This is a genomic window from Bacillus sp. FSL R7-0646 (assembly GCF_037969865.1).
Lineage (GTDB): Bacteria > Bacillota > Bacilli > Bacillales > Bacillaceae > Bacillus > Bacillus licheniformis.
This window is the reverse complement of record NZ_CP150217.1, coordinates 617501-642933: the sequence shown is the minus strand read 5'-3', so window position 1 is coordinate 642933 and position 25433 is coordinate 617501. Positions and strand designations below refer to the sequence as shown.

Annotated in this window: 28 protein-coding genes (1 of these 28 cut by a window edge); 11 read left to right on the top strand and 17 right to left on the bottom strand. The window is 44.8% G+C overall.

The features are described from left to right. Nucleotides 1–18: 18 nt before the first annotated feature. Nucleotides 19–699, bottom strand: coding sequence for a PspA/IM30 family protein (locus MKY62_RS03225; protein WP_003179397.1), 681 nt, complete (start codon nt 697–699; stop codon nt 19–21). Nucleotides 700–1068: 369 nt separating this feature from the next. Between MKY62_RS03225 and MKY62_RS03220 the strand changes: the two genes are divergently transcribed. Next, complete coding sequence (locus MKY62_RS03220; protein WP_003179395.1) at nt 1069–2346, top strand: MFS transporter; 1278 nt, start codon at nt 1069–1071, stop codon at nt 2344–2346. Nucleotides 2347–2370: 24 nt separating this feature from the next. Here the strand turns inward: MKY62_RS03220 and MKY62_RS03215 are convergent, their stop codons facing one another. Then, complete coding sequence (locus tag MKY62_RS03215; protein ID WP_003179394.1) at nt 2371–3843, bottom strand: carboxylesterase/lipase family protein; 1473 nt, start codon at nt 3841–3843, stop codon at nt 2371–2373. A 151-nt stretch (nt 3844–3994) separates the two neighbouring features. Between MKY62_RS03215 and MKY62_RS03210 the strand changes: the two genes are divergently transcribed. The 3 genes from MKY62_RS03210 (at nt 3995) to MKY62_RS03200 (ending at nt 5555) form a co-directional block, all read left to right on the top strand. After that, complete coding sequence (locus MKY62_RS03210; RefSeq protein WP_003179393.1) at nt 3995–4759, top strand: SDR family NAD(P)-dependent oxidoreductase; 765 nt, start codon at nt 3995–3997, stop codon at nt 4757–4759. Between the two features lie 83 nt (nt 4760–4842). Next, the gene (locus tag MKY62_RS03205) at nt 4843–5205 is read left to right on the top strand and encodes a DUF488 domain-containing protein (RefSeq protein WP_003179392.1); all 363 of its coding nucleotides are present in this window, start codon (nt 4843–4845) and stop codon (nt 5203–5205) included. A gap of 65 nt (nt 5206–5270) precedes the next feature. Beyond that, a complete protein-coding gene (locus MKY62_RS03200) occupies nt 5271–5555 on the top strand; it encodes a hypothetical protein (RefSeq protein ID WP_003179391.1) in 285 nt (94 codons plus the stop codon). 27 nt (nt 5556–5582) lie between these two features. On the opposite strand, the gene ppsA is transcribed toward MKY62_RS03200, so the two are convergent. Together ppsA and MKY62_RS03190 are read right to left on the bottom strand one after the other, a co-directional pair. Further along, complete coding sequence (gene ppsA / locus MKY62_RS03195; protein ID WP_003179390.1) at nt 5583–8204, bottom strand: phosphoenolpyruvate synthase; 2622 nt, start codon at nt 8202–8204, stop codon at nt 5583–5585. Nucleotides 8205–8219: 15 nt separating this feature from the next. Next, the gene (locus MKY62_RS03190) at nt 8220–8834 is read right to left on the bottom strand and encodes a TetR/AcrR family transcriptional regulator (protein WP_003179388.1); all 615 of its coding nucleotides are present in this window, start codon (nt 8832–8834) and stop codon (nt 8220–8222) included. Nucleotides 8835–8994: 160 nt separating this feature from the next. Between MKY62_RS03190 and MKY62_RS03185 the strand changes: the two genes are divergently transcribed. Together MKY62_RS03185 and MKY62_RS03180 are read left to right on the top strand one after the other, a co-directional pair. After that, nucleotides 8995–9225 (top strand): hypothetical protein, encoded by a 231-nt coding sequence (locus tag MKY62_RS03185; protein WP_003179386.1) that lies wholly within the window; start codon nt 8995–8997, stop codon nt 9223–9225. 40 nt (nt 9226–9265) lie between these two features. Beyond that, complete coding sequence (locus tag MKY62_RS03180) at nt 9266–9940, top strand: SOS response-associated peptidase (protein ID WP_003179385.1); 675 nt, start codon at nt 9266–9268, stop codon at nt 9938–9940. A gap of 64 nt (nt 9941–10004) precedes the next feature. Here the strand turns inward: MKY62_RS03180 and MKY62_RS03175 are convergent, their stop codons facing one another. From MKY62_RS03175 to MKY62_RS03165, 3 genes are all read right to left on the bottom strand, one after another. Then, entirely contained in the window at nt 10005–10466 is a 462-nt protein-coding gene (locus MKY62_RS03175; protein ID WP_003179383.1) for a GNAT family N-acetyltransferase, read from the bottom strand. Between the two features lie 223 nt (nt 10467–10689). Beyond that, on the bottom strand, nt 10690–11139 hold the full coding sequence (locus tag MKY62_RS03170) for a YfmQ family protein (protein WP_003179380.1): 450 nt from the start codon (nt 11137–11139) through the stop codon (nt 10690–10692). A 117-nt stretch (nt 11140–11256) separates the two neighbouring features. Continuing rightward, nucleotides 11257–12174 carry a VanW family protein gene (locus tag MKY62_RS03165; protein WP_003179378.1) on the bottom strand — a complete coding sequence of 306 codons (918 nt, stop codon included), beginning with the start codon at nt 12172–12174 and terminating at the stop codon, nt 11257–11259. A gap of 1058 nt (nt 12175–13232) precedes the next feature. Between MKY62_RS03165 and MKY62_RS03160 the strand changes: the two genes are divergently transcribed. Further along, on the top strand, nt 13233–13547 hold the full coding sequence (locus tag MKY62_RS03160; protein WP_016886469.1) for a YolD-like family protein: 315 nt from the start codon (nt 13233–13235) through the stop codon (nt 13545–13547). Between the two features lie 434 nt (nt 13548–13981). Further along, the gene (locus MKY62_RS03155; RefSeq protein WP_016886468.1) at nt 13982–14548 is read left to right on the top strand and encodes a hypothetical protein; all 567 of its coding nucleotides are present in this window, start codon (nt 13982–13984) and stop codon (nt 14546–14548) included. An 887-nt stretch (nt 14549–15435) separates the two neighbouring features. On the opposite strand, the gene groL is transcribed toward MKY62_RS03155, so the two are convergent. Both groL and groES read right to left on the bottom strand, forming a co-directional pair. Further along, the gene (gene groL, locus MKY62_RS03150; protein ID WP_003179250.1) at nt 15436–17070 is read right to left on the bottom strand and encodes a chaperonin GroEL; all 1635 of its coding nucleotides are present in this window, start codon (nt 17068–17070) and stop codon (nt 15436–15438) included. Nucleotides 17071–17114: 44 nt separating this feature from the next. Next, nucleotides 17115–17399, bottom strand: coding sequence for a co-chaperone GroES (gene groES / locus MKY62_RS03145; RefSeq protein ID WP_003179248.1), 285 nt, complete (start codon nt 17397–17399; stop codon nt 17115–17117). 225 nt (nt 17400–17624) lie between these two features. Between groES and MKY62_RS03140 the strand changes: the two genes are divergently transcribed. Together MKY62_RS03140 and MKY62_RS03135 are read left to right on the top strand one after the other, a co-directional pair. Next, entirely contained in the window at nt 17625–18359 is a 735-nt protein-coding gene (locus MKY62_RS03140; RefSeq protein WP_003179245.1) for a CPBP family intramembrane glutamic endopeptidase, read from the top strand. Beyond that, entirely contained in the window at nt 18359–18550 is a 192-nt protein-coding gene (locus MKY62_RS03135) for a YdiK family protein (RefSeq protein WP_011197587.1), read from the top strand. The genes MKY62_RS03140 and MKY62_RS03135 overlap by 1 nt, the downstream gene beginning before the upstream one ends. 45 nt (nt 18551–18595) lie before the next feature. On the opposite strand, the gene tatC is transcribed toward MKY62_RS03135, so the two are convergent. From tatC to moaC, 4 genes are read right to left on the bottom strand one after another with little or no spacing between them, the layout of a single operon-like run. Further along, the gene (gene tatC / locus MKY62_RS03130; protein ID WP_011201569.1) at nt 18596–19372 is read right to left on the bottom strand and encodes a twin-arginine translocase subunit TatC; all 777 of its coding nucleotides are present in this window, start codon (nt 19370–19372) and stop codon (nt 18596–18598) included. A 6-nt stretch (nt 19373–19378) separates the two neighbouring features. Further along, entirely contained in the window at nt 19379–19558 is a 180-nt protein-coding gene (locus MKY62_RS03125) for a twin-arginine translocase TatA/TatE family subunit (RefSeq protein WP_003179239.1), read from the bottom strand. Nucleotides 19559–19600: 42 nt separating this feature from the next. Further along, nucleotides 19601–20248: a redox-sensing transcriptional repressor Rex gene (locus MKY62_RS03120; protein WP_003179237.1), complete on the bottom strand. Its 648-nt coding sequence runs from the start codon at nt 20246–20248 to the stop codon at nt 19601–19603. 3 nt (nt 20249–20251) lie between these two features. Continuing rightward, on the bottom strand, nt 20252–20758 hold the full coding sequence (moaC, locus tag MKY62_RS03115) for a cyclic pyranopterin monophosphate synthase MoaC (protein WP_003179234.1): 507 nt from the start codon (nt 20756–20758) through the stop codon (nt 20252–20254). A 146-nt stretch (nt 20759–20904) separates the two neighbouring features. On the opposite strand from moaC, the gene MKY62_RS03110 reads away from it, so the two are divergent. Further along, a complete protein-coding gene (locus MKY62_RS03110; protein WP_003179233.1) occupies nt 20905–22830 on the top strand; it encodes an ABC-F family ATP-binding cassette domain-containing protein in 1926 nt (641 codons plus the stop codon). A gap of 239 nt (nt 22831–23069) precedes the next feature. Here MKY62_RS03110 and tsaD read toward each other — a convergent pair whose 3' ends face one another. The 4 genes in view from tsaD to tsaE are tightly spaced (at most 12 nt apart) and all read right to left on the bottom strand, a layout consistent with a single transcriptional unit that may run on beyond the window. Further along, nucleotides 23070–24095 carry a tRNA (adenosine(37)-N6)-threonylcarbamoyltransferase complex transferase subunit TsaD gene (gene tsaD / locus MKY62_RS03105; protein WP_003179232.1) on the bottom strand — a complete coding sequence of 342 codons (1026 nt, stop codon included), beginning with the start codon at nt 24093–24095 and terminating at the stop codon, nt 23070–23072. Then, complete coding sequence (gene rimI / locus MKY62_RS03100) at nt 24085–24543, bottom strand: ribosomal protein S18-alanine N-acetyltransferase (protein WP_003179229.1); 459 nt, start codon at nt 24541–24543, stop codon at nt 24085–24087. The genes tsaD and rimI overlap by 11 nt, the downstream gene beginning before the upstream one ends. 12 nt (nt 24544–24555) lie before the next feature. Beyond that, nucleotides 24556–25245 carry a tRNA (adenosine(37)-N6)-threonylcarbamoyltransferase complex dimerization subunit type 1 TsaB gene (gene tsaB / locus MKY62_RS03095; protein ID WP_003179227.1) on the bottom strand — a complete coding sequence of 230 codons (690 nt, stop codon included), beginning with the start codon at nt 25243–25245 and terminating at the stop codon, nt 24556–24558. Beyond that, nucleotides 25226–25433: the 3' end of a tRNA (adenosine(37)-N6)-threonylcarbamoyltransferase complex ATPase subunit type 1 TsaE gene (gene tsaE / locus MKY62_RS03090; RefSeq protein WP_003179225.1), read on the bottom strand. 269 nt of this gene lie beyond the right edge of the window; only the last 208 of its 477 coding nucleotides appear in the window; the start codon falls outside the window, past its right edge; its stop codon occupies nt 25226–25228. Before tsaE ends, tsaB begins: the two co-directional genes overlap by 20 nt.

Genomic DNA, 25433 nt, shown 5'->3' with positions numbered 1-25433 from the left:
CTTTATTCATTTCAAATGCTATGACTTTTGACCCGCCATTTTCGCTTTCAATGCGGCAAGCGCATCATCCACATTAGAAGGGCTGTCATATTTAGCCTTCAGGTCTTCTATGTCATCTTGAGGAGCGGCGTTCAATTCAGCCATCGCATTCGCTTCATCAAGCGCCCGGTTTGCCTTTTCTTCCATTCTGCCGAAAGCGGACATTGAATGGTTGGCATTCGCTGCAGATGCACCGAGTTTATTCATTCTTTCCTGTGTTTTCGCCGCTGTCCATTTCGCTTTGATCGCGGCGCGGCGTGCTTCAAGCTCCCCGATATCGGAAACGAGCTTATCGTGCATTTTTTTCATTTGATTCGCATTGGATGACGCCGTTTGAAACGCAGTTTCTAACTCGGATGCCTTCGTTTCAAGCACCGCTTTCTTTTCTAAAAATGTTCGGGCATCCGCCTCGCTGCCGGCTTCCAAAGCCTTCATTGCATAGCGCTCAAGCTTGTCGATTTCCGCCCGGCAATCCGCCAGTTCTCTTTTTGCCCTTTGCTCGGCCGCCATGACGGACGCCGTTTCCGCCTTTACTTTGTTTAAGTCGCTGTTTAAGTTCCTGACATACTGATCCACCATTTTTTCCGTGTTCTCCGCTTTATCCAGCAAAGCGTTAATATTGCTGGCCATAATGTCTTTGAACCTGCTTAATATACTCATCTAAGAAATTCCTCCTTATAGTAAAATATACTTAGTTTAAATATACTATTTTCCAGAGGAAAAGTTTCGGTTTTTTAATAAAAAATTGATATAATGGCAGTTTTTCGAGAAAAAAATCCAAACAAAAACAAAAATATTCAGACGGAATATTCTGATTTTTATGTTGATTTATTTTTGTTTTCCGAATAAAGTAATACTATAAGCAAAACATTCGGAACAGCCTGAAGGCTGGAACGGATGCAGGGTCGGGATTACCACGAGATGATAACGCTTACAATTTTGCATGATTCGCTAGGGTAAAATCGAGCATTCAACGCATCAATCCGGCTTCTGTCAGAAAAGAATTCTGATTTGAAAGGGGAACGAATCATGCCAGGGAGAAAAAAAGGCAGTTTGAAGTCGACGATTACGGTCGCCATGTCCAACTATTTGGAGGCGGGATCCATCGTCGCGGGGGCCGGCGGGCTTTCGTTATGGGTTGAATATTTAGGATTGGACGACGCCCGGGTCGGACTTCTCGGCGCCTTAAGCGCAAATGGTTTCGGCGCGGCGATCGGCGCTTTTCTCGGCGGTTTTTTAGTCGACCGTTACGGGAGAAAATTCATATATAAATACGATCTATTAGTCTATATGCTTGGCGTTTTACTGATCGCCGCGTCGTTTAATTTTCCCATGCTTTTAACCGGATACATCGTGACGGGAATTGCGGTGGGCGCAGCAATTCCGGCTGCTTGGACTTACATTGCCGAGGAGGCCCCTGACCATGAACGGGCCGGACGCGTCGGCTGGGGGCAGCTGGCATGGTCGGTCGGACCGGCGCTTACGCTGCTGTTATCAGTTGCCTTGGCGCCGCTCGGTTTAATGGGAAGCCGGTTGATTTTTGCCCAATTATTCGTCGTCGCAGTCATCACCTGGATTTTGCAGCAGCAGATTCACGAATCGTCCATCTGGGAGGAGCAAAAGCGAAAAGAAGCCGAAGACAAAGCAAAAGGAGTTGAAGAAAAGGCGTCGATCAAAGAGCTGTTGACCAACAAAGCGAACCTTCGCGCGATGATTCTCCTCATCGGAATTTATGCGTTTTGGAACCTTGTTGCCGGGACGATGGGATATTTCATGCCGTATATCTATGAGACGGTCGGCGGCCTAACAGCGGCACAAGCCAACCTGCTGCAGGCATTTTTATGGATTTTGACTGTGGCGTCCACATACTTCGTCTTTATCCGTCTCGGCGATAAAGTCAATCGGAAGTTGCTTTTTGGCATAGGAGCAGCTATGGCAACCGCCGCATGGGTCATCCTCACCTTCGGCACGATGAACATCACGGAGCTTTTATTATTCGTATGCCTGTGGGGCATTTCTGCGGGTTTTGGAGCGCAGGCGTTTTACGGACTGTGGGCGGCAGAGCTGTTTCATACGAAATACAGGGCGCTCGCTCAAGGCTTCATGTTCTTCATCGTCCGCATCGGCGTCGGACTCATCTCATTGGTCGTTCCGGCGATGATTACGGGCTTGGGCTTCAAAACAGCCGGCGCCGTCATGATTGCATTTCTCGTCATTCATATGATCATCGGGCTCCGTATGGCGCCGGAAACGCGCGGCAAATCGCTTGAAGCCATTCAAAGCGAACGCTATCATCAAAGCGGCTGACCACACAGGTCAGGCCCGCTTGTTCTAAATCTGCGGGTTCGGGGCTGTCAACATCTTTCTCTTATCTGAATAAGGATCGCTTTCAACTGCGACCTCTTGATCAAAAATCAGCGTTTTCCGTGAATCTTCATCATAATCAGGCCAGCTGACATCATCGGTGCTCGGATTTCCGGATCGGGCAAAAGACACCCAGGCAGCCTGGATCTGTTCAGCAAGCAGCTGCGCTTCTTCACCGGCCTTCGTACCTGTCAGCTGTTCCAAAATGTCCATATTTCCAAATACAAACGGAATCTCTAAGCCGTGCGCAGCTTTGTTGAACGGCGGCTGCTCTGAATCCGCATGCCAGTCAAACCGGTACATAAAGACAGATGCATATCGTGATTGAGCCGAAGCGAACACAACAGACGGATGCCAAAAGATCAGATCTGTCATCATATCAACATGGCCTTCCAATGACCTCGGATACAGAGAGGAGGCGGCTTCGGCGGCCTCTTTACCCATGTATTCTTCTAAAATCTCGTTGATCTTGCTCTCAGGCAAAAGATCCGAATCAGAGGGAAAAAACAAGACGCCTTCATCACGGTTTGTTCCGATTAATAGATTGATCTCTTTTGCCGCGCCTTTTGCGACGGCGACCTCCGGCTTCAGCGGCAAGGTTTTTTCGTCAAGCGCAGGCAGAAAAATCAATTCAAAAATATTTTCTCCCATTAAAGTGCGCAGCTGATCGGCGGCTTCAAGAAGTTCTTGATCAGATACATCATGAAGGCGCTCCAGATGATGATGATCAATATCGAGAATCCTTAAGAATCTTTCTGCTGCAGCTTTCGCAAGCTTATCGGACATAGTTGCGGAAGCCCCGCTTTCCATAATGGCCTGTTGAAAAAGCCCCTTTGCTTTCGGCATCGCCAAAAGCGAAGCGATGCTCATCGATCCCGCCGACTCTCCAAAAACCGTAATGTGATGACGGTCTCCGCCAAAGAAAGCGATATTGTCTTTCACCCACTCGAGAGCCGCGATTTGATCCAGCAGGCCAAGATTGCTGCTGTAGGAATCATCAATTGAGGATAGATGCAAAAAACCGAACGGACCGAGGCGATAATTGATGGTGACCACGATCACCTTTCCCTGCTTTGCAAGCTGAGTCCCGTCATAGAGCGGTTCACTTCCGGCGCCGAGATAAAAAGCGCCCCCATGAATCCACACCATAACAGGCAGATCCCCGTCCGCCTCTTCGGGTGCGTACACATTTAAATAAAGGCAATCCTCAGACTTTTGAACCCCCGCTGACTCAGGCAATACCCCATCAGGCTGCGGACAAACCGGGCCAAATTGAAAAGCATCCAGCTCACCTTCCCAGGCCTCCATTCGCTGCGGTTCCCGAAACCTTAGGTCGCCGACGGGAGGTTTTGCGTATGGAACGCCTTTAAAGATACGGACTCCGTTTTCCGCTCTGCCTTTCAGCTTTCCGAAGCGTGTTTCGACAGTTGTATCATACATTTTATTCCACCCCTTTCACTTTTCAATGATAATGGAATCGGAACATACCGTCTAATCAGAATACTTGCATTTTGGAAAATAAAGGGGCATTATAGGGTCAGAAGAGATGCTCAACCTATTGTTTAAAATTTGACGGAAAAGAGGGATTCCAATGGAACTGTCGGGAAACACAGTGCTGATCACAGGCGGCGCATCGGGAATCGGCTTTGCTTTTGCCGAACGATTTATAAAAGCGGGAAATACCGTTATCGTCTGCGGGAGAAGGGAAAGCAAGCTTAAAGAAGCAAAGGAAAAACATCCGGAGCTGATCACGCGTGTATGCGATGTGGCCGTTGAAGCGGAACGACTGGCATTATTTGAATGGATCAAAGAACATCATCCGGGAGTAAACGTACTTGTGAATAATGCGGGCATACAGCAGCGCTACCACATTTTAAAAGCCGATGTTATAGACAATTGGGCTGACTACAATAAAGAAATCACCGTCAATATGGAGGCGCCTATCCATCTGGCCATGCTCTTTAGCCAATGCTTTGCCGAAAAAGCCGGGAAAACTGCGATCATCAATGTGTCGTCAGGGCTGGCGTTTACACCGATGGCGGTCGCACCAATCTACTCATCGACAAAAGCCGCTCTCCACTCCTTTACGATGAGTTTAAGACACCAGCTTTCCGAGGCCGGCGTTGAGGTCATAGAAGTCGCTCCTCCTGCGGTCAATACGGATCTGGGCGGTGTCGGACTGCATGATTCCGGAGCTCCTCTGGATGAATTTGCCGATGCGATCTTTAAAGGGCTGGAAGAAGGCCGGTTGGAAATCGGCTATGCCGTATCGGAAAAAGCCTTGCGGATGTCAAGAGATGAAATCGATGAAAGCGTCAGCCAATTGTACAGTTCTTTAAAACATTCCATCGAATAAACGGGATTTTGGCATTGTCTTTTTCAATAGGGTTGTTCCTTCCAGCCTGCCGTTTTATCATAAAATGAGAAGGAGTGATCCGCATGCCGTTTATTCTCCAGCGCATTTATCAAGAAAACCAGCAAGCAGAAGGACGCCGCATTTTAATCGATCGTGTGTGGCCGCGCGGCATATCAAAAGAAAAAGCGAACCTCGACTGCTGGATGAAAGAAATCGCTCCAAGCCCCGAATTAAGAAAATGGTTCGGTCATGATCCGAAAAAATTCGAATCGTTTAAAGAAGCCTATCAAAACGAAATTAAACAAAACGCTGAAAAACAGAAAAGCTTCAGGGAATTAAAAAAAATGGCGGCGGACGAAACCGTTATTCTGCTTTACGGGGCCAAAGATGAGCGCCATAACCATGCCGTCGTTCTTTATGAGATGCTGAACCGGCAAAGCCTTTGACCTTGAAACTTTTTTCAATCCTTTTCGTATGACAGATAAAGCAATATGAGAAAAGGATGGTAAACGTGGAGATGAACCTGTTTTGGATCGGACTTGGTTTAGCGGCTTTAGGCTATTTTATCGGTGACGGCTTGAAAAACTTTAAAAACCCAAAGGGAAGTTATTCAGGCTATCCCTATTTAATCAAAGAAGACGATTTACATTATTATTTAGGCTTGAGCAAAGTAGAAACGAAAGAAATGCTGCGTAAATATCCTGACATACCTAAAATTGAATTAAATGGCACGACCTATTATCCGTATCAGCAATTGATGGATTGGATGTTGTCCGCCGACCTTTATAAGAATTAAAGCGCAAGCTTCTAGCTGCGCTTTTTATCATTCGAGTATTTCAACATATCCTTCCGATCCGTTAATCCTGATCTTCTGTCCGTCTTTAATTTCTTTCGTCGCATGCTCAACCCCCACCACCGCCGGAAGCCCGTATTCCCGCGCAATAACAGCGCCGTGTGTCATGAGGCCGCCCACTTCAGTCACCAAACCTTTGATTGAGACAAATAACGGTGTCCAGCTCGGATCTGTAAAAGGCGTGACAAGGATATCCCCCTCTTCGATATCGGCTTCCTCCAATTTCAGAATCACTCTTGCCCTTCCTTCGATGATCCCCGATGAAACAGGAACGCCCGCCAACGCTCCTGCCGGAATGTGATCCCCCAAGGCTTCTCCGGTGATGACCTCGCCTTCTGAAGTCATGATTCGCGGAGGCGTCAATTTTTCATAATGCCGATATTCCGCTTTTCTTTCCTCGATCTTCTTCACATCGAGACGGTTTGTGCACACGGCTTCTTTCAATTCATCAAAGGACAAATAATAAATATCCTCCTTCGCTTGTATCAGCTTCTTTTGCTGTAAAACAGCGGCTTCTTTCATCAACGCTTCCTTATATATGAAATAGCGTTTGATCAGAGCATATTTGGGATATTCCCGATAGCCGATAAAATTCCGCAGCACGCTGATCATCTTCTTTGTCCTTTTTGCCTTTTGTCTGCCTCCCTTTAGTTGTTGCAGACGGCTTAACAAATCCCTCTCCTTTTTCTCCGCTTCCAATCGCCCCTGTTCAAACTTAGCCGTTCGCGCGCCGGGCTCAAAATTCTTGATGTTGCTCAAAATGATTGGAGCAAGAATGGAAGGACGTTCGCTCCAGCGGGTCTTGGTTATATCGATCTCACCGGTGCAGCGCATGCCGTACTTCTCAAGGAATGCCCGCAATGCGCCGATAAAGGCGGGACCGCCGTCAAGCTGTTTGAGATCTTCAAAAAAGGTTTCATTATTGGCATATGCTAAATACTTCTGAACCTCGGGGTATCCTCTGGCAGCATCTGATACATCCAAAAGCGCCAATCCCATTTCAGATGTGACATTGTACAATACCGATTGAGAAAGGGTATCGGCGACATTTTTTTCGCCAAGCCATTTCTCCATTTTTCGATTGAGCCAGTAAACGGCATATAAACCAACCATAATTACAGCCATGCTCTCTGAATCATAGAGAACTTTTTTCAAGCTTTTTTGATCCTCTTCTATCTGTGCAAATAACGTTTCACCCGATGCGTTTTTCAATCGCTGTTCAGCCTCTTGAATGGATGCTTCCGCTTTCGACATGAGCCGTTTGACTACATCTGTGTCGTTTTTCCGGTAATTCTTCAGCGCATCACCCGGCAGCGACCATGACAGCCCTTCAGCCCCTAATCTAAACATCCGCTTCCCTTTCGGCAGGGTTTTGACAAGCTCCTTTCTTTTCAAAAAATTCACAAGAGCGCTATGCATGAAAGGATCATTTTTCCCCGCCGTACTGAGGACGACTTTCCGCCCTGCAAAAGATGCCAAATCGTGTGATAAATCAATAAAAAGCCTTCCGCCGGCACAAGTCAGCTCATAATCCGAGATCAACCCGAAAAACGATATTCCAAGCGGCTTTATCGGTTCTGTCATCATTTGCTGATGCCCGACAGACATATAGACGCGAAGCTTGTCATCGCTCTGTTTCGGAAGAGGAAACAATGTCGTTATAGGCCGGCTCTGGACAAAGAAAAATTCGCCATCAGCCAGACACCATTCAATATCCTGCGGAAAACTGAAATGGGCTTCGATTCTCCTTCCCAGTTTTTCAAGCCGGATGATCTGTTCATCTGTTAATGTTTGCTCTTTCCGGCAGCCCGCTTCGACTTCGCGCGCCTCAGTGCCGCCGCTTTCCAAAGAATAGACTGCCGTCTTTTTCTCGGAAATCGTTTTTTGAATGATCGCGCCTTCACGAACCTTGTAGTTGTCTGCTGAAACTGTACCAGATACAAGCGCCTCTCCCAAAGCAAAGCTTGCATCAATCGAGGTGACCTTCCGGTTGGATGTAATAGGATCTGCCGTAAACAAAATGCCGGACGCATCCGGGAACACCATCTGCTGGACGACGACCGATAATTGAACTTTGCGGTGGTCAAAACCGTTTTGAATCCGGTAGATCACGGCCCGCTCTGTAAACAGTGAAGCCCAGCATTTGCTGATATGCTTCAAGATCGCCTCTATTCCTTTTATATTTAAATACGTATCTTGCTGCCCGGCGAAAGAGGCATGAGGCAAATCTTCTGCCGTAGCGCTTGATCGGACCGCATATGCATCGCCGCCAGCATTTGAGTGAGCGCTTTTAACCGCTTCTTTGATCTCTTCGGCGATTTCGGCCCTTTCAATACCATTGCGGATCTGAAGGGCAAGATCGTTAATCTGTTCTCTGTCCTTCACTTTTAAAAGAGACAGCTGATCAATCAGTTCACTGACCTTATCGTTTTCACCGATCATCTTTTCATATGCTTTTGTTGTTATACAAAAACCGGGAGGCACTTGGATGCCGTCCATTTTTGACAATTCGCCCAAGTTCAGCCCTTTTCCTCCGACAAGCGGCAAATCGGTTCGATCGATCTCATGAAAGCCCAATACATAGTGTCCCATCAGGAATCCCCCTTTTTATTCGCCTTCAATGCCGAAACGAATCATATCCAAAAACCGTTTTCGTTCTTCAAGAAGACGTCTGCTCCAGGCTGGATCAAAATCGTCCTCAGCCGTTACTTCCGCTAGAAACTTTTGTTCAAAATGCCCCATCATGACCATGATAAGTTCGAACGCCTCTTCACGATCCACTCCTTCCCTCAACGGAACTTTCGCAAAAAGCTGTTTTAGAATACGATTTCTAACGGCAAATTGCTCCCCATACTTTGCAGCGATTTCTTTTTTTAATTCGGAAGGCGGTGAATAAAAGGCATCTTTTGTGAGCTTGTATACATTTGGATAATCCGCGAAAAACTCAAGCTTAGCCATGCTTATTTTTTCTTTCGCTTCAAAGAAATCATCATAAGACGCCAGGTCATCAAGGGAAAGGCGCGACTTTACCTTCTCAATACAATAATCGAGCACAGTTAAGTACAGATCTTTTTTGCTTTTAAAATGATGAAAAATCAGCGCCTTTGAAATGCCGGCCGCTTCCGCCAGCATTCCGGTCGAAGTCTTTGCAAAGCCATGCCGGGCAAAAACCTCCAAACAGGCATCGAGTATTTGCTCTTTTTCATAAAGCTGTAAAGGCATTGACCATCATTCCTTTTCGTTATTGACCAATCGGTTAGTATAAATTGCAACGATTGCTGACCATTCGGTCAATATAATAAAACAAGAAAGAGGTTTTAACAGATGAATTTATTGGTAAAATGAAGGTGGAGCTTACAAAATATGCCGGGGTGAAAAGGCAATGCTGGTGTTGATGGTAAAGTTTATTTTGCTCTTTATTTTATGTTCCATTTCGTTTTCTTTATTTAAAGCATGTGTTTACACAGCGGGTAAAAAACTGATTGACCGGACCGCGGAAGGATCGGCACTCAACTGGACCTGCAGTGTATTCATCAAAAACGGCGTGGCCATGACGGGCGATGACTGCTTTATCATGGCTGTTTCAGCGGCCTTGTTGGCCATTTATATATAAAAGCCTCAAACTTTCAATAAACAAAAAAAGGTGACCTAAGATGTGCGGCAGGTTTACGCTCTTTTCTGAATTTGATGAGATTATTGACCGTTTCGAGATTGATCAAATGGCGATTGAAGATTACAGCCCCAGTTATAACATCGCGCCTTCCCAGTATATTCTCGCCGTCATCAACGACGGTTCGCATAACCGGCTAGGGCGGCTGCGGTGGGGATTGATTCCGCCGTGGTCAAAGGATGAGAAAATCGGTTATAAAATGATCAATGCGCGCGCTGAGACTTTGGCGGAGAAGCCGAGCTTTCGAAAGCCGCTGATCAGACAAAGGTGCCTCATTCCGGCAGACAGTTTTTATGAGTGGAAGCGGACCGATGCAAGGACAAAGCGGCCGATGAGGATCAAGCTCAAAACAAATCGACTGTTTTCATTTGCTGGGCTTTGGGAGAAGTGGCAGCCTGCAGGCGGCAAGCCCGTCTATACATGCACAATCATTACGACAACGCCCAACGATTTAATGAAAGACATTCATGACCGCATGCCCGTCATTCTTGATCGCCAGGCTGAAAAAGAATGGCTGAATCCGAAGAATCAAAACCTTGCATACTTAGAAAGCCTTTTAAAACCATATGCGTCAAAAGAGATGGAAGCGTATGAAGTCGCGCCTCTCGTCAATTCACCGCATCATAATTCTCCTGAGCTCATCAAAAAAGCCCCTTAAAAGGGGCTTTTTAGCTAGGCGGCCGGGCATGACAACGAAGGCCGCTCCCACTTGATTCAAAAAACTAATTTGTCAGAAGATAAAAATCACTGCTGAAGCCGATGCCTTCCCAAAAATGCAGCGCCGATTGATTATCGATATCGACCGATACTTGAACGTGAGAGACTTGATGTTGTTCAAACCAATCCATCATACGGTCTGCAACAAGCTTCCCCAGCTTATTTCTTCGATAGTCCGGGGCTATGTACACTTCATCGATTTGCCCGCTCAGACAATCGCTGACCAAATCTTTCTTAATAGAGGCCAGCCCGTATCCGACCGCTTCTTGCTTCTCATTCACGACGGCAAAAACCGCTCCGTATGCGGATTGAACATATTGTTCCAGCTGCTGGTGTATCATTTCTCTATCTTGATCATCTAATGCACAATCAGCCGTTTCCAACGTATTATCATTCCACAAATTGATCAGTTCATCAACAAACTCACGATTCAGAGGGGCTTCAAGCTGTTGAATATGTATGGTCATGGCGTTTCTCCCTGTGCAAGACTTTTTATCAACCTCATTTTAATTTAGAATAATATGCAATACAAGGATTTTATTGCTAATAAAATGAAGAAAGGCGATGGTGAAATGGACAGCCGTACAGCACGTCAAAAAGAAAGAATCGCTGCCTGGTTATTTTTGATCGGTTACGGCGCTGTCAGGCTCTATTTCATATCATAATAAAAAAGCAGGTTTTTCCTGCTTTTTAAATCAAATCCGCCGTTTTCATCCCCCCGCATGTTTGCAGACTGTCAGAACGCAGACAATAAGCGGCCGTCTTTTTCTTATATTGTTTAACGACGTCTATATGATCATCGTATCTGTATACAAACAGCTTCACAGCGTTTTTTCCTTTAGTTGTTTCGATCACAAACGGTGTCCCGGCGTTTTTCGGATTGACATACAGCGGCTCATCTCCCGGGTATATGTAGTACCGCTCCATAAATACCGCTTCATTAAAGTTTTGAATAAATCGACTCTTGTCAGATCCCTCTAAACGTTTTCCGCCGAATGTCACTTGAACATTCGATTCCTCAAGCTTCACATGAACTTGAAATTTGCCGGTCAGCCACTCTACGACACCGCTCGGAAGGCAAGTGACCAATATTTTAAAAAGACTGAAGATCACCAAAAAGGTTACAAAAAGCCATGTCACTCGATCATCTCCTCTTGTCTGAAATTTAAAGATGTCCTTGATTCATCCTATCATACAGGCAAAAGGATTTTATTGTACATTGTGTGAACAAGTGCAGCGCCAGATGAACATTCGCCTTTAGTGATCCCCGCTTTGATGCTCTTCTTTTGGAATTTGGGCCGGAGCCTTCGGGACTTTTCGCAGCTGATGATTGACCACATCAGAAGAATAAAGCGTCACAACCATCGTTCCCCCGTGCCGTTTCGCCCGGATCAAGACCGGCTGGTTATATTTGTTTTGAAAGCGCAAATCAGGTCCGCCCCAGCTGACCGTCGCGTCGCGCCCCGGCGGAACATAAGGGACACGCCGGCTGTGGGAATAGCGCTGGACGATTTCGAGTCCTGCCCGGTCAACAGCATTAAACAATGTCGACGAAACCTGGCAAATGCCTCCGCCCACTCCTTCAGACAATTCGCCTCTCACAATCACGGGAGCCTTCATATATCCCTTGTCCGGCGTCCTCATTCCGACAACTTTGTTAAATGAAAACGTCTCATTAGGAAAAACAACATGATTGTCGATTGCCTTTGCCGCGAGAGAAATATTGTGCGTCCTGCTTTTATTCCCGGAATTAAAGTACGTCACATACTGGCCGATCCGCTGTGTCCGGATATGGGAAAGCAGTTCGCTGTCAACTTTCGGGTAAACATTCAATTCAGGCACTTCTATTGTGGACGGGCCATCCCCATAAAAATACGCGTAAAACTGCTCCTTAAACCCCTTCCGGGAAAGGCTGTAGCCAACCTTGCCGGGAACGATCCTTCCCTGATCGTTGATCACGGCGTTGACAGGATCCTTGTGTACTTTCCGTTCAAGCCTGTCAACGAATTCGTTGTATTTTTTATCATCAATCATCGGTGTTCCGGGAAGCGGCATTGTAAAATCTTCGCGGTTCACAACGGCCACTTTCTTCCCTTGCTGAGTGATCGTTAAGCTGTCAGAATGCCCCGCGGGCTGCGCTAATAGTAAAAGTCCAGTCATCCAAATTTTCAACATAAGTCGATGTACCTCCCGATATTAGTATGAACAGGAGATTACATTTGATGTACTGGACATGTGATGCTTTTAAGAGATCTATATTATGGATTGGAAAAGGTTACACTAGCGGAGAGAAGCTAAAATAAGTATAAAGCATGCATTAAGCCTGTTTATCTTTATTGATTCCTTTTCTTTTTAGCCTGATTAACATTACGGTGGTTGCGATCAGAGCTGTCAAAAAAATAATACCTAAGTACAGGAACCCGACCAGCTCCACGCCATTAAATTTGTACGTAAAATAACTGCCGATAAAAAAGATTGTCCCCAGTAGTGAAAATGAATTGAATCCATTTACAATTTTTTTGACCATCTTTTTAAAATCCCCCATTTTTCACAAAGAATCAAATTTAGGTCTTGCGGTTTTAATGCCATTTGCTGACGCACTGGCCGTTGAAAGAGATTACGGGCAATAGCAAGCTCCGATATTCAGATGCAGAATTAGAGTGACGTTTATTAAGGCTACTCTTACCGATGTTCATAATATAAAATATATGCCCTTCTCTTTGAGAAGGGCATGCCGCTACTTGTTCTGTTGATTTTCTTTTATAGTGAGATTTAAAAATAGAAGAACCAATAAAATGAATGCAATGTTCACCAGCCAAGGCTTCCAGCTAGCCGCAGGGTCCACTATTGTACCATGCAGGTGAATAATAGATGAAAATGATAAAGCAAAAACATTAGTTTGTTGTGCGACATCAATTGTTTAACCTTTCTGTTAAAAATTCAGATGCTAATTATACCATAATCCCCCAAAAGGAAATTATTCCATGGATAAAAGGGTATTTATATGTCATCGCAAGTTAAATAAAAAGATGCTCTTTTCCTTGATATATCAGCCGTTTTTGACGCTGGGCTTACATCATGCCGCATACACCTTCAAATTCCGAAACCGTGACCGATTTTGTAACCAAAATAGCTAAAACACTGTTTCCATTAATTCACGATTGAAACTCAAGGAGATAAACACCATGAAAGATGACAACTTGAAAGATCGGGGATCAATCAAATGAACAGCTATGATGCTGTCGGAACACCTCAGCCTGCTCCGCGAATTAGAAAGCAATCGGAACAAGGTTAAAAGGCCGGTTCTTGACATGGTTCAAATAGAAGACATGGATAAGATAATATGTGAAGCAATGGAATTTAATTTAACAGTTCTGTTCTCTGTATTTAAACCGCTGCCCTTTTTAAATAGAGCAGAATCAGGAGAGACTATTAACATAGAAGGAAAAATTCATTACATAAATCATATCCGTAAGGTTATTCATATTGTGGAAGGAGACACCAATTTCATTAAATTTGAGGATGCTGTTTTTAGAGAAATAAAGTAAGACCTATAATCCAAAGATCAACATAGTTACATCATAACATCCTTCATCTTAATCGTTTTTTTCCTTCTTAAATTAGCCCTCCATATTCTAATTAATCACACCTAGTATAATTTCATTACGCACAAGATTTTAGATGGTTCTTTTTTACTGTTATACACATCATGCCGCAAATTACCTTGTTTTTCAAGTAAAATGAGGTTGATCTATAATAAGAAGGGTGGCATTATCGTGAAAGAAAAGAAGCACAATGGTTTTAAGACATTTGTTATGGTACTGACATTAATATTGGTTTCACCTGTATTTTCAATATAGTATCAGCGTCAGAACTAACTGACAACGAAAAACTACATACTGAAACTACTGGAGCATATAAAGGAAATTCTGCACCCGATCAAAAACTGAACAGCGAAGAATTTAAGAATGTAAAGGTGAGTATGAATGATGTAAAGAAATTAGAAGCTTATCTTAAATTAAACGCAGATGGAACTCTTACCTTAGATCCATCTTATACTAAACTAGATATTTCACGTTCTGTCACCAACGAAGTTCAAGACTGGATTAAATACTTGAACGATTTAGTGAAACAAAAAGAAGCTGTCATTAACTCCGATTTTAGTGTGAAAATTTTAGACAAAGACGGTAGTGTATTGACACTGGAGAATGGAAACAATCATAAAATGAAAGTAGCGAAAAAAGGCTGCGGTCGATCTGGTCATGATCTCTACTGGTGGGGATATAATCTTTATTTTGACTGTAATGAAACAAGAACACTATATCAATCATTTAAAGCAGGCGGTGGAGCAACCTCTGGTCTTGCTTTAATATCAAGGGTTATACCCGTACCTCCTACACAATTAGCAAGCGTAATTTCCGGAGTAATCGGAGGCGGACTAGTTGGTTTTGGTCAAATGATTCAAGACGAACATGAAGGTCATGGTGTTAGAATACGTTTTACTGGACTCGGATATGCAGCTGTTCCAACTGGGGTTTTTCCACAATAAAAATGAAAGAGGGAAAATATGACTTTCTTAGTTTTAATGGCAGGGTTATTTCTTTTCATTTACATGAAAGAACCATTCAGCAAAAAAGTGTATGCTTATGTTTACGTGGCTTTTTATTTAATGGTTTTAGCCCTATATATTATTAACACTACATTTGTAAATTTAATATCTAGCAGACTATTATTAATTGTAACAGTAATTGTCATTTCACCATTGTTCATCAGTTACCTTAAATCCTCAAATGAATCTCGTTAGTTTCAAGATAGAGGAGCAGGCATTATGCCTGCTCCTTTTCGTTACTTCAATAACGCTTCAAGTTTTGAAAAAATAAACTTTTAAACCCGTTTAATCGGGTTTTCAAATCACCAAAAAGAGAGCATCAGTTTTCATTATACAGGGGGATTTTAATGTACTACCTTTCAAAATTAGAAGAAGAAGTTCAATACATATATATATAAATAAACATAGCAGAACCTTCCCAAGTCGATATGAAAGTTATTGCTGATAGATTAGACATTCAAATTAGGTACATGCCTAACAAGTGTGGGATCTTTAAGTTTTGTTTAAGTAATGTGGTTTTTTTCGATAGTCTCTTAAAAACAAGGAGCAGCACTGGAAAGACTTCTGCCATGAGTTAGGTCAAATAATGAAACACTCTGGGGGAGATTATGAAGAGAGTTGGCCATACTGATATGAGAGCCACAATTGAAATTTATACTCACATAACAAACAAGATGAAGAAAGAAACATTTAATAAAATGAAATGTTTCCTACAAGGTATCACAAGTTTTAAAACCGAAAAAATGTGATTTTTATGTGATTTTTTAAAAAAAGAGGCTCTAAAAAGAGCCTCTTTTCCTTGATATATCAACGTTTGGACGCTGGGCTTACATCATGCCGCCCATTCCGCCCATGCCGCCCATGTCAGGCATTCCTGCGCCGCCTTTGTTTTCTTCCGGTTTGTCGGCAACAACTGCTTCAGTTGTCAGGAACATAGCCGCTACAGATGCTGCGTTTTGCAGAGCTGAGCGTGTTACTTTTGTAGGGTCAACGATACCTTTGTCGATCATGTTCACCCATTCGCCTGTTGCAGCGTTGTAGCCGACGCCGATTTCTTCATTTTTCAGGCGCTCAACGATGACAGATCCTTCAAGACCCGCGTTGTGCGCGATTTGACGGATTGGTTCTTCAAGAGCGCGAAGAACGATGTTGATACCAGTCAGTTCGTCGCCTTCAGCTTCAAGGGCAGCTACTTTATTGTAAACATTGACAAGAGCTGTACCACCGCCGGATACGATTCCTTCTTCTACCGCAGCGCGAGTAGAGTTCAGGGCGTCTTCGATGCGAAGCTTGCGTTCTTTCAATTCTGTTTCAGTCGCAGCTCCGACTTTGATGACAGCTACGCCGCCTGCAAGCTTAGCAAGGCGTTCTTGTAATTTTTCTTTATCGAACTCAGAAGTTGTTTCTTCAACTTGAGCGCGGATTTGGTTGACGCGTGCCGCGATTTGCTCTGTATCTCCCGCACCTTCAACAATTGTTGTGTTTTCTTTTGTAACAACAACTTTAGAAGCGCGTCCCAATTGATTGATTTGAGTTGATTTAAGGTCAAGACCTAAATCTTCTGTGATCACTTCGGCGCCTGTCAGGATAGAGATGTCTTCGAGCATCGCTTTGCGGCGGTCGCCGAATCCAGGCGCTTTAACAGCCACTGCGTTGAATGTTCCGCGAAGCTTGTTGACAACCAATGTTGCAAGAGCTTCACCTTCAACGTCTTCAGCAATCAGAAGCAACGGTTTGCCTTGTTGCACGACTTGCTCAAGCACCGGCAGGATTTCTTGAATGTTTGTGATTTTTTTGTCTGTTACTAAGATGTACGGATTCTCAAGAACCGCTTCCATCTTATCGGAATCCGTCACCATGTAAGGAGACGCATATCCGCGGTCGAACTGCATACCTTCAACCACTTCAAGCTCTGTTGTGAATCCTTTGGATTCTTCGATCGTGATAACACCGTCGTTGCCGACGCGCTCCATTGCTTCAGCGATCAGGCTTCCGACTTCTTCGTCTGCAGCGGAGATTGAAGCAACTTGTGCGATTGATTCTTTGCCTTCGATTGGTTTAGAGATTTCTTTCAGGCTTTCAACAGCTACAGCCACAGCCTGCTCGATACCTTTGCGCACGCCTACAGGGTTAGCGCCGGCAGTTACGTTTTTAAGACCTTCGCGAATCATCGCCTGAGCTAGAACTGTCGCTGTTGTTGTACCGTCACCGGCAACATCGTTTGTTTTGCTCGCAACTTCAGCAACAAGCTTTGCGCCCATGTTTTCGAACGCGTCTTCAAGCTCGATTTCTTTCGCGATGGTTACACCGTCGTTTGTGATTAATGGAGAACCGAATTTTTTCTCAAGAACGACGTTGCGTCCTTTAGGTCCCAAAGTTACCTTTACAGCATCCGCCAATGCATCTACACCGCGCAGCATTGAACGGCGGGCTTCTTCGCTAAACTTAATATCTTTTGCCATGTTATTCGAACCTCCTATATAATTGTCTCGTTTTTATTTATGACTTAGCCGATAACAGCTAAAATGTCGCTTTCACGCAAGATTAAGTAGTCAGTACCTTCATATTTCACTTCGGTACCTGCATATTTTGAGAAGATGATGCGGTCGCCTGTTTTAACTTCTAATGCAACGCGCTCTCCGCTCTCTAACACACGGCCTGAACCGGCTGCAACCACTTTACCCTCTTGTGGTTTTTCTTTTGCGGAGTCAGGAAGTACGATTCCGCTAGCAGTTTTTTCTTCAGACTCAACGAGCTCAATGACAACGCGATCACCTAATGGCTTTAACAATGAAACAACCTCCTCAATATTTTCATATGTAATTTTAGCACTCGCACTCGGTGAGTGCTAACACAATTCTTATAATAAAGAATCTCCCAGGCAATTTCAAGTGAAAAGGTCAAATTTTTTTGCGCTTACATTTCTCCGCATATCCTTATCATCCTATAATTTAAAAAGAGTGTGTTACAATAAACATAGTCTGATTTAGATTTTTAGAAAAGGAGTACATAAAGCTTGAGAAAACAATACTGGTTTATTATATTGGCATACGTTCTCATGCAATTGTCGGCGGTTGTCGGCTTGCCTCTTCTCTACTTTTTGGGAGTGGGCAGAGGACAGCCCAAGGCTGAAGCTCAGCTTACATTGACGGGCGTCTGGTCTGTCATCGCGTTTACCCTCTGTCTCGTCATCGTGCTGCTGATTTTGCGGACGGTGCCGAAGACGACGCTTCGCAATCGTCCAAAAGCATCGGTTGCAGCGTCAATCGGATGGGCGGTAGCCGGCGTTTTTCTCGCTTTGTTTGCGCAGTCAATTGCCGCTTCGATCGAAATGAACTTGTTCGGGGTCAACCCGGAATCCGAAAATACGCAGCGGATTATGAAAATCATCACCGCATTGCCGCTGATGGTGTTTGTCTCTTCTGTATTCGGTCCGATTCTTGAAGAAATCATTTTCAGAAAGATCATTTTCGGTGCGATCTATGAGAAAACGAATTTTTTCGTTGCCGCTCTGTTCAGTTCGGTGCTCTTCTCGGTCGTCCATTTGGATTTCAGCCATCTGCTCATTTATACGGCAATGGGATTCACATTCGCCTTTTTATATGTCAGGACCAACCGGATTATCGTCCCGATTTTCGCCCATGTCGCCATGAATACGCTCGTCGTCTTGCTGCAGACATTCCGGGAGCCTATTGAAGAATATTTGAAAAACGTCGAGAAAATGCAAATGATTATTGGAGGATTTCTATGATGAGAAGCCCTAAATTCTGGGGAGTGATTTATTTATTAACGGGTGTGCTGTTTACGTATCTCGCGGCAACCTCGCCCGGAAGCATGTGGTCTTTTTATACGATCCTGCTGATGCTTTTCGCAGCCTATAATATCAGCATCTCCTTTAAAATGTTCGCCCTGGCCGGCAGGATGAAGCGAAAAGATCAATAGCCTTTTATTTGAAAGAAAAGAGCCATTCTGAAAAAAGAATGGCTCTTATTTTGTATGGTCGTTCAAAAACGATTGATTTTCCTCTTGAATCATTGTTTTTTGCGCCTGCCTGTAGGATATTCTTGAAATCACGATACTGATTTCATAAAGAATGAGCAATGGCACGGAGACCATTAAATGCGACAATAACTCAGGCGGTGTAATGAGCGCCGCAATGACGAACAACACAAAATATGCATATTTTCGGATTTTCGCCAAAAACATCGGCGTCACGAGACCGAGCCTTGTGATAAACATGATGACCACAGGCATCTGAAACAACAATCCAAAAGGAAGCGTCAACTGAAGCAGAAACTGAAAATATTCGTGTATTCCGATGACCTGGTTGACATTCAGATCATCTGAGACTCTCGTCATAAAGTCCACGACAAACGGAAATAAAATAAAGTAAGAAAAGGCAATGCCGCCTAAAAAAAGAATGATCGATATTGGAATATAGCTGAGCGTCACTTTTCGTTCTTTTTCATACAGCCCCGGGCTGATGAAAGCCCACAGCTGGTATAGAACAAGCGGCGAAGTCAAGACAGCGCCGATGATGAACGCGAACTGCACGTACACAAATAAAGGATCGGTCAGCTTGAACGCATTGAGAGTCAGCAGCTTCGCTTCATCCGTCTGCTGCAGGTAGATTATGAGCGGCTTCGCCAAAAAAAAGCCTGCCGCAACAAACAAAACAAAAAAGAAAAAAGTGATCACAAGCCGTCTGCGCAGTTCTGTGATATGTTCTAACAGCGACATTTCTTTTCCCTTCATAAATGTCATCCTATCCTACTGATCTTCTTTCTTTTTATTATCGGAATCGTCGTCAGCCAAACCTTTTGTCGCATTTTTAAACTCCCGCAGCGTGTTTCCCGCCGCTCTTCCCAGCTCGGGAAGTTTTTTCGGGCCGAATATCAAAAGCGCCACCACGACAATTAAAATAAAGCTTCCAGGACCGATTGTTGGCATAAAGCCTGCCCCCTTTCCTTTATTTATTTTTCGTTTTCCGTTTTACTTTTCCTGCATTGAATAATGTTTCAGAAAATACACCAGCGACTGAAGTTCCACTGCCAAATCTATATGATGAATGCGAATGTGTTCCGGCACATTCAAGCGAGCCGGCGTGAAATTAAGAATGCCTTTAATGCCAAGCGCCACCAGCCTGTCTGTAATCGACTGTGCGGCTTGAGCTGGAACCGTCAAAATGGCGACCGGGATATCATCATCCGTCATATGCTCTTCAAGCTTATTCAGGTCATAGACGGGAACGCCGCCGACCTCGGTTCCGATTTTTTCTTCATTGATGTCAAACGCCATGGCGATTTTTGTATTATTGTTTTTGATAAAATTGTAATGGAGAAAGGCTGTCCCCAAATTCCCCACGCCAATAAGCGTTACGTTCGTCGTTTCATCCTGATCAAGCGTCTTTCTGAAAAAGGACAGCAAATAATTGACATTGTAGCCGTATCCTTTTTTCCCGAGCGCGCCGAAGTACGAGAAATCCCTTCGGATGGTCGCGGAATCGACTTTGACGGCATCGCTCAGCTCAGCGGAAGATACACGCTGTTTCCCGGATGCATGAAGGTTTTTTAAAAAACGATAATATAATGGCAGCCGTTTCGCTGTCGCTTGCGGAATTTTTGAATGATCCATGTTCATAAACTAATCCTCCATGTCTACATCAGCTTTTTCCCTTTTATAGTCACCGTTTTTCCCGCCTGTCTTTTCGAGAAGAAAGGTCGGTCCTATCACCATTCCCTTATCCGCCGCTTTGCACATGTCATAAACGGTCAGCGCACATACGGAGGCCGACGTTAACGCTTCCATTTCCACACCTGTGCTCCCTTTGGTCTTGACGTTAGATTGTATATGCAGGATGCTCTTCTGCTCTTTCTTCTCCCAGCAAAAGGCGATGTCGACTCCTTTCAGAGCGATCGGATGACACATCGGGATGATGGCGGATGTCTGTTTTGCAGCCATGATTCCGGCCACTTGCGCCACCGCCAAAACATCGCCTTTTCCGATTTCGCGGTTTTTGATTTTTTCATGTACTTCTCGATTCATGGACACGCTTGAAACAGCCGCAGCTGTGCGCACTGAAGCTTCCTTTTCGCTTATATCAACCATCTTGGCTCTGCCTTGTTCATTAAAATGTGTAAACTCATTCATGTTCTTAACTCTCCTTATAATGATCATACACTATTTTTTTCAATCTGTCTTTTTCTTTGGCTAAAATCTTCCAGACTTCACTTAATTGTTTGCTGACTGCGCGGTGATAGGCTACACTTAAAATAGCAGACAAGAGGTGAAAGATCATGATGATTTTACAAGTAAATCAGCTTTCAAAATCGTTTGGAGCCGATACGATTTTAACGAATATAAAACTCGAAGTCAGGTCTCGGGACCGGATTGCGGTCGTCGGACGCAACGGCGCCGGAAAATCGACTCTTCTAAAGATTATCGCAGGAAAGCTCTCATACGAAAAGGGGGACATCATCAAACCTAAAGATTTGACGATGGGCTACCTTGACCAGCATTCCGGCCTCGATTCCAAGCTGACGCTTAAAGAGGAATTGCTGTCGGTATTTGATTTTCTTAAAAAAATGGAAAAAGAAATGCGCGCGATCGAGGAAAAGATGGCGCAAGCCGGACCGGACAAGCTTGAATCATTAATGAAGACATATGACAGGCTTCAGCAGGAGTTCAAGGACAAAGGCGGCTACCAATATGAGGCAGAGGTCAGATCCGTCATGCACGGGCTCGGCTTTGCGGGATTTGACGACTCCGTCCGCGTTCAGGATTTAAGCGGAGGCCAAAAAACAAGACTTGCCCTCGGAAAAATGCTTTTGACAAAACCCGACCTCCTCATTTTGGACGAACCGACAAACCACTTGGATATCGACACCCTGACATGGCTCGAACAATATTTGCAAAGCTACAGCGGAGCGATTTTAATCGTTTCCCATGACAGGTACTTTCTTGACAAAGTGGTTACCCAAGTTTACGAGATTACCAGGTCCCAAAGCAAAAAATATATCGGGAACTACAGCTCTTATCTCCAATTAAAAGCCGAGCAGCTGGAAAGGGAAACAAAGCTTTACGAAAAGCAGCAGGACGAAATCGCCAAGCTGCAGGATTTCGTCGATCGGAACTTGGCAAGGGCTTCGACGACGAAACGGGCGCAGAGCAGACGAAAGCAGCTTGAACGGATGGAGATCATGGACAAACCGCTTGGAGATGAAAAGTCGGCGTCATTCCGCTTTGAAATTACAAGGCAAAGCGGAAACGATGTACTGCGAGTGGAAGACCTGACGGTAAGCTATCAGGACCAGCCCCCGCTTCTCCGTTCACTGGATTTTCGCATTACCCGCGGGGAAAGCGTTGCACTAGTCGGGCCGAACGGAATCGGCAAGTCGACCCTTTTGAAAGCATTGATCCAAAAGCTGCAGCCGGTGTCGGGAACAATCGCGACGGGCTCTCACGTCTCAATCGGATACTACGACCAGGAACAGGCTGAATTGACGTCGTCAAAACGCGTGCTTGACGAGCTTTGGGACGATTATCCGGAGATGAATGAAAAGGATATCAGGACCTGCCTCGGCAACTTCTTGTTCTCGGGAGAAGATGTATTAAAGCCTGTACATGCATTAAGCGGTGGCGAAAAAGCCAGGCTTGCCCTCGCCAAGCTGATGTTGCAAAAAGCGAACTTCCTTATTCTTGATGAGCCGACAAACCATCTCGACCTGGACAGCAAGGAAGTCTTGGAGAACGCTTTAATCGATTACCCGGGAACGATATTATTTGTGTCCCATGACCGCTATTTTATCAACCGGATTGCGACAAAAGTACTGGAGCTTTCTCGCGACAAAGCCGAAGAATATTTAGGCGACTACGATTATTACACGGAAAAAAAAGCGCAGCAGCTTGAACTGAAAGAACTAGAAAAACAGACGGAAGAGCGTCAGAAAGCCGCTTCCGAAAAACCGGGCGCAAAAAAGAGCTATGAAGAAGAAAAAGAGCTGAAAAGAAAAGAACGCCAGCGGCAGCGCAGGATTGAAGACATCGAAACAAGAATTACGGCCATTGAAGAACAAATTGAAAAGAATGAAGAGCTCCTATGCAATCCCGACGTCTTCCAAGACCACGAGAAGGTTCAGGAAATCCACTCTGAAAATGAACAGCTGAATGAGGAGCTTGAACAGCTGTTATCAGAATGGGAAACACTATCTACAAATGAATAAAGGATGAGCCGCTCCAAGCCGGAGCGGTTTTTTTGTCCACAATTGAAATCCTTTATTTAAAAGAAAGAAAGCGATTTACCCACAATATCCACAAATAACATAATATTTATACACATTACTAACAGGTAAAAAAGGTCTGTAAATTAAGGTTTTTAACATTATACACAAGACTGTGGATATGTGTTGATAACTTGTTAATAACTTTTTCCGGGTAAAAAAACCTCACAAAGCGTGAGGTTTCAATAAGACGTCAGATCTAAGCCAGGCTGACCATTCATATCATATTTTCCTCTGATTCCTTTTTCAAAAGCAACCGTACCTGCGGCGGCAATCATGGCGGCATTGTCCGTACACAGCGAGAGCGGCGGGATCAAAAGCTCGATCTCCGGACGGCTGCTGAACGTTTTTTCGAGCGCGGCTCTCAGCCCTTTGTTTGCAGCAACTCCTCCGGCAAGCAGCACCTGTTTGACGCCATAAGCTTCCGCAGCGCGTTCCGTTTTTGTCACGAGGACATCTATGACGCTTTCCTGAAAGCTGGCTGACAAATCTTCCGGAGCTATCGTTTCGCCTTTTTGTGAAGCGTTGTGAAGCGTGTTGATGACTGCAGACTTCAATCCGCTGAAGCTGAAATGATAAGACCCTTCTTCAAGCCATGCGCGCGGCAGCGGCACATTTGCCTCGCCTTTTTGCGCAAGTTTGTCAATGTGAGGTCCACCCGGATAAGGAAGCCCCATCGTTCTCGCCACTTTGTCATAGGCTTCGCCTGCAGCATCGTCGAGCGTCTCTCCGATTACTTCAAATGAGCCGTGCTCTTTCATATATACGAGTTCGGTGTGGCCGCCTGAGACGACAAGGGCAATCGCCGGAAATTGAATGTCCTGAACAAGCCTGTTGGCATAGATGTGACCGGCAATATGATGCACGCCTACGAGCGGTATGCCCCGGGCAAAACTGAGCGCTTTCGCAGCATTCACGCCGATCAATAGAGCGCCTACAAGCCCCGGTCCTTCCGTTACTGCAATGGCATCAATGTCATCAAACGTCATGTCCGCTTGTGCAAAGGCTTCCTCAAGCACGATCGTGATCTGTTCCACGTGATGCCTTGATGCGATCTCGGGAACGACGCCCCCAAACCGTTTATGACTCTCGATTTGCGACGCTACGACATTTGAGATGATGTCCGTCCCGTTTTTGACAATCGCAGCGGCAGTCTCATCACAGCTTGTTTCGATTCCTAATACATACAGATCTTTTTTATGATTCATTTAGTCTCACCCACATTAATAATGCATCTTCCCCATTATCGGTATAATAATTTTTGCGAATTCCTCCCGGCTCAAAGCCGAGCTTTTTGTATAAGCTCTGTGCAATATGATTCGATACCCTCACCTCTAAAGAAAGCTGAACCGCCCTTTTCATCCGGCAAAGCTTCATGGCCGCCTTCAAAAGAGCTTCACCGAAGCGGCGGCCCCGGTATGCAGGTGAAACGGCAATATTGGTGATCTGGGCGTCATCCATTACGATCCAAATCCCGCAGTAGCCGACGACTTGCTCCTCAACTTCGAGAACGAGATAATGAGCATACATATTGTGAAAAAGCTCATGATGAAAAGATTCTTTTTTCCACGGAGAAGAAAAAGAGCTTTTTTCAATTTCAAAAACCTGGTCCAAATCCTTTGGATTCATATCGCGTATGACCATTTGCGTGTTCATGGCTTCACCCGTTTACTTTTGTTTTTCAAGCCAGACGGCCTCGGCTTCGGCCAGACGAATATAGTTTGGAACAATGCTGTGCACTGGCTCGTCCTCTTTAAGTTCTCCGATTAAAGCCAATTCTGAAGGTCTTGGAAGCTGCAGGGCAGGGTCTGCAATAACCGCTTGTTCATCGAGAATCCGTTCGATCATTTCCCTGTGAATCCCGGTGTCGCTTCCTATGAAAAGGACTTGCTGATCCATGGCTTTCAGCTTTTTTAGCCAATCTTCAAGCAGAATGTTCTGGTCCTCTTCCAATCCATGGAGTTTGCCGTCCCTATACTGGTACAGTCCCGTATAAACCTGACCGCGCCTAGCATCAAACAACGGACAAATCAAGCCTTGGAAAAAACGGCCGTTTGCCGCAAGCACTTCAAGGCTTGAAACGGTTTTAACCGGAATATTTAATGACCATGCAAGCGTTTTGGCAATCGTCACGCCGATCCGCACGCCTGTATATGAACCCGGGCCTTTGGCAACTGCAATTTGGGTCAGGTCACTAGGCTTTAAACCGCACTCTTTAAGGAGTTCGTCGATTGCCGGCATGGCTCTGACCGAATGGTTTTTCTTTAAGTGGGATATATGCTCGGCTATCACTTTTCCGTCTTTGATTAATGCCACTCCGAGCGTTAAATTGGATGTATCAATCGCAAGTATCGTCATGTTTGCTGATCTCCTCGCAAAGATTTTCGTAGCGCCTGCCTTTAGGTGTAAAGGTCAGCTTTCGCTTGTCATCACCAAGCCGCTTAATGACCACCTCAAGGCGTTCTTTTGGAAGCTGCTCTTCAATCAAATGCGCCCATTCCACAAGGCAGACGCCGTCTCCCTCAAAATATTCATCTAATCCGAGA

What these genes read in the sequence shown, in the direction of transcription:
- groL (WP_003179250.1), bottom strand. Translation starts at nt 17,070, where the DNA reads ATGGCAAAAGATATTAAGTTTAGCGAAGAAGCCCGCCGTTCAATGCTG.
- tsaD (WP_003179232.1), bottom strand. Translation starts at nt 24,095, where the DNA reads ATGAATCATAAAAAAGATCTGTATGTATTAGGAATCGAAACAAGCTGT.
- MKY62_RS03160 (WP_016886469.1), top strand. Translation starts at nt 13,233, where the DNA reads ATGATGCTGTCGGAACACCTCAGCCTGCTCCGCGAATTAGAAAGCAAT.
- MKY62_RS03220 (WP_003179395.1), top strand. Translation starts at nt 1,069, where the DNA reads ATGCCAGGGAGAAAAAAAGGCAGTTTGAAGTCGACGATTACGGTCGCC.
- tsaB (WP_003179227.1), bottom strand. Translation starts at nt 25,245, where the DNA reads ATGACGATACTTGCGATTGATACATCCAATTTAACGCTCGGAGTGGCA.
- MKY62_RS03155 (WP_016886468.1), top strand. Translation starts at nt 13,982, where the DNA reads ATGAATGATGTAAAGAAATTAGAAGCTTATCTTAAATTAAACGCAGAT.
- MKY62_RS03190 (WP_003179388.1), bottom strand. Translation starts at nt 8,834, where the DNA reads ATGCCTTTACAGCTTTATGAAAAAGAGCAAATACTCGATGCCTGTTTG.
- moaC (WP_003179234.1), bottom strand. Translation starts at nt 20,758, where the DNA reads ATGAATGAGTTTACACATTTTAATGAACAAGGCAGAGCCAAGATGGTT.
- MKY62_RS03225 (WP_003179397.1), bottom strand. Translation starts at nt 699, where the DNA reads ATGAGTATATTAAGCAGGTTCAAAGACATTATGGCCAGCAATATTAAC.
- MKY62_RS03135 (WP_011197587.1), top strand. Translation starts at nt 18,359, where the DNA reads ATGAGAAGCCCTAAATTCTGGGGAGTGATTTATTTATTAACGGGTGTG.
- MKY62_RS03125 (WP_003179239.1), bottom strand. Translation starts at nt 19,558, where the DNA reads ATGCCAACAATCGGTCCTGGAAGCTTTATTTTAATTGTCGTGGTGGCG.
- MKY62_RS03110 (WP_003179233.1), top strand. Translation starts at nt 20,905, where the DNA reads ATGATGATTTTACAAGTAAATCAGCTTTCAAAATCGTTTGGAGCCGAT.
- MKY62_RS03175 (WP_003179383.1), bottom strand. Translation starts at nt 10,466, where the DNA reads ATGACCATACATATTCAACAGCTTGAAGCCCCTCTGAATCGTGAGTTT.
- MKY62_RS03120 (WP_003179237.1), bottom strand. Translation starts at nt 20,248, where the DNA reads ATGAACATGGATCATTCAAAAATTCCGCAAGCGACAGCGAAACGGCTG.
- MKY62_RS03205 (WP_003179392.1), top strand. Translation starts at nt 4,843, where the DNA reads ATGCCGTTTATTCTCCAGCGCATTTATCAAGAAAACCAGCAAGCAGAA.
- MKY62_RS03165 (WP_003179378.1), bottom strand. Translation starts at nt 12,174, where the DNA reads ATGTTGAAAATTTGGATGACTGGACTTTTACTATTAGCGCAGCCCGCG.
- rimI (WP_003179229.1), bottom strand. Translation starts at nt 24,543, where the DNA reads ATGAACACGCAAATGGTCATACGCGATATGAATCCAAAGGATTTGGAC.
- MKY62_RS03215 (WP_003179394.1), bottom strand. Translation starts at nt 3,843, where the DNA reads ATGTATGATACAACTGTCGAAACACGCTTCGGAAAGCTGAAAGGCAGA.
- MKY62_RS03185 (WP_003179386.1), top strand. Translation starts at nt 8,995, where the DNA reads ATGCTGGTGTTGATGGTAAAGTTTATTTTGCTCTTTATTTTATGTTCC.
- MKY62_RS03210 (WP_003179393.1), top strand. Translation starts at nt 3,995, where the DNA reads ATGGAACTGTCGGGAAACACAGTGCTGATCACAGGCGGCGCATCGGGA.
- ppsA (WP_003179390.1), bottom strand. Translation starts at nt 8,204, where the DNA reads ATGGGACACTATGTATTGGGCTTTCATGAGATCGATCGAACCGATTTG.
- tatC (WP_011201569.1), bottom strand. Translation starts at nt 19,372, where the DNA reads ATGACATTTATGAAGGGAAAAGAAATGTCGCTGTTAGAACATATCACA.
- MKY62_RS03180 (WP_003179385.1), top strand. Translation starts at nt 9,266, where the DNA reads ATGTGCGGCAGGTTTACGCTCTTTTCTGAATTTGATGAGATTATTGAC.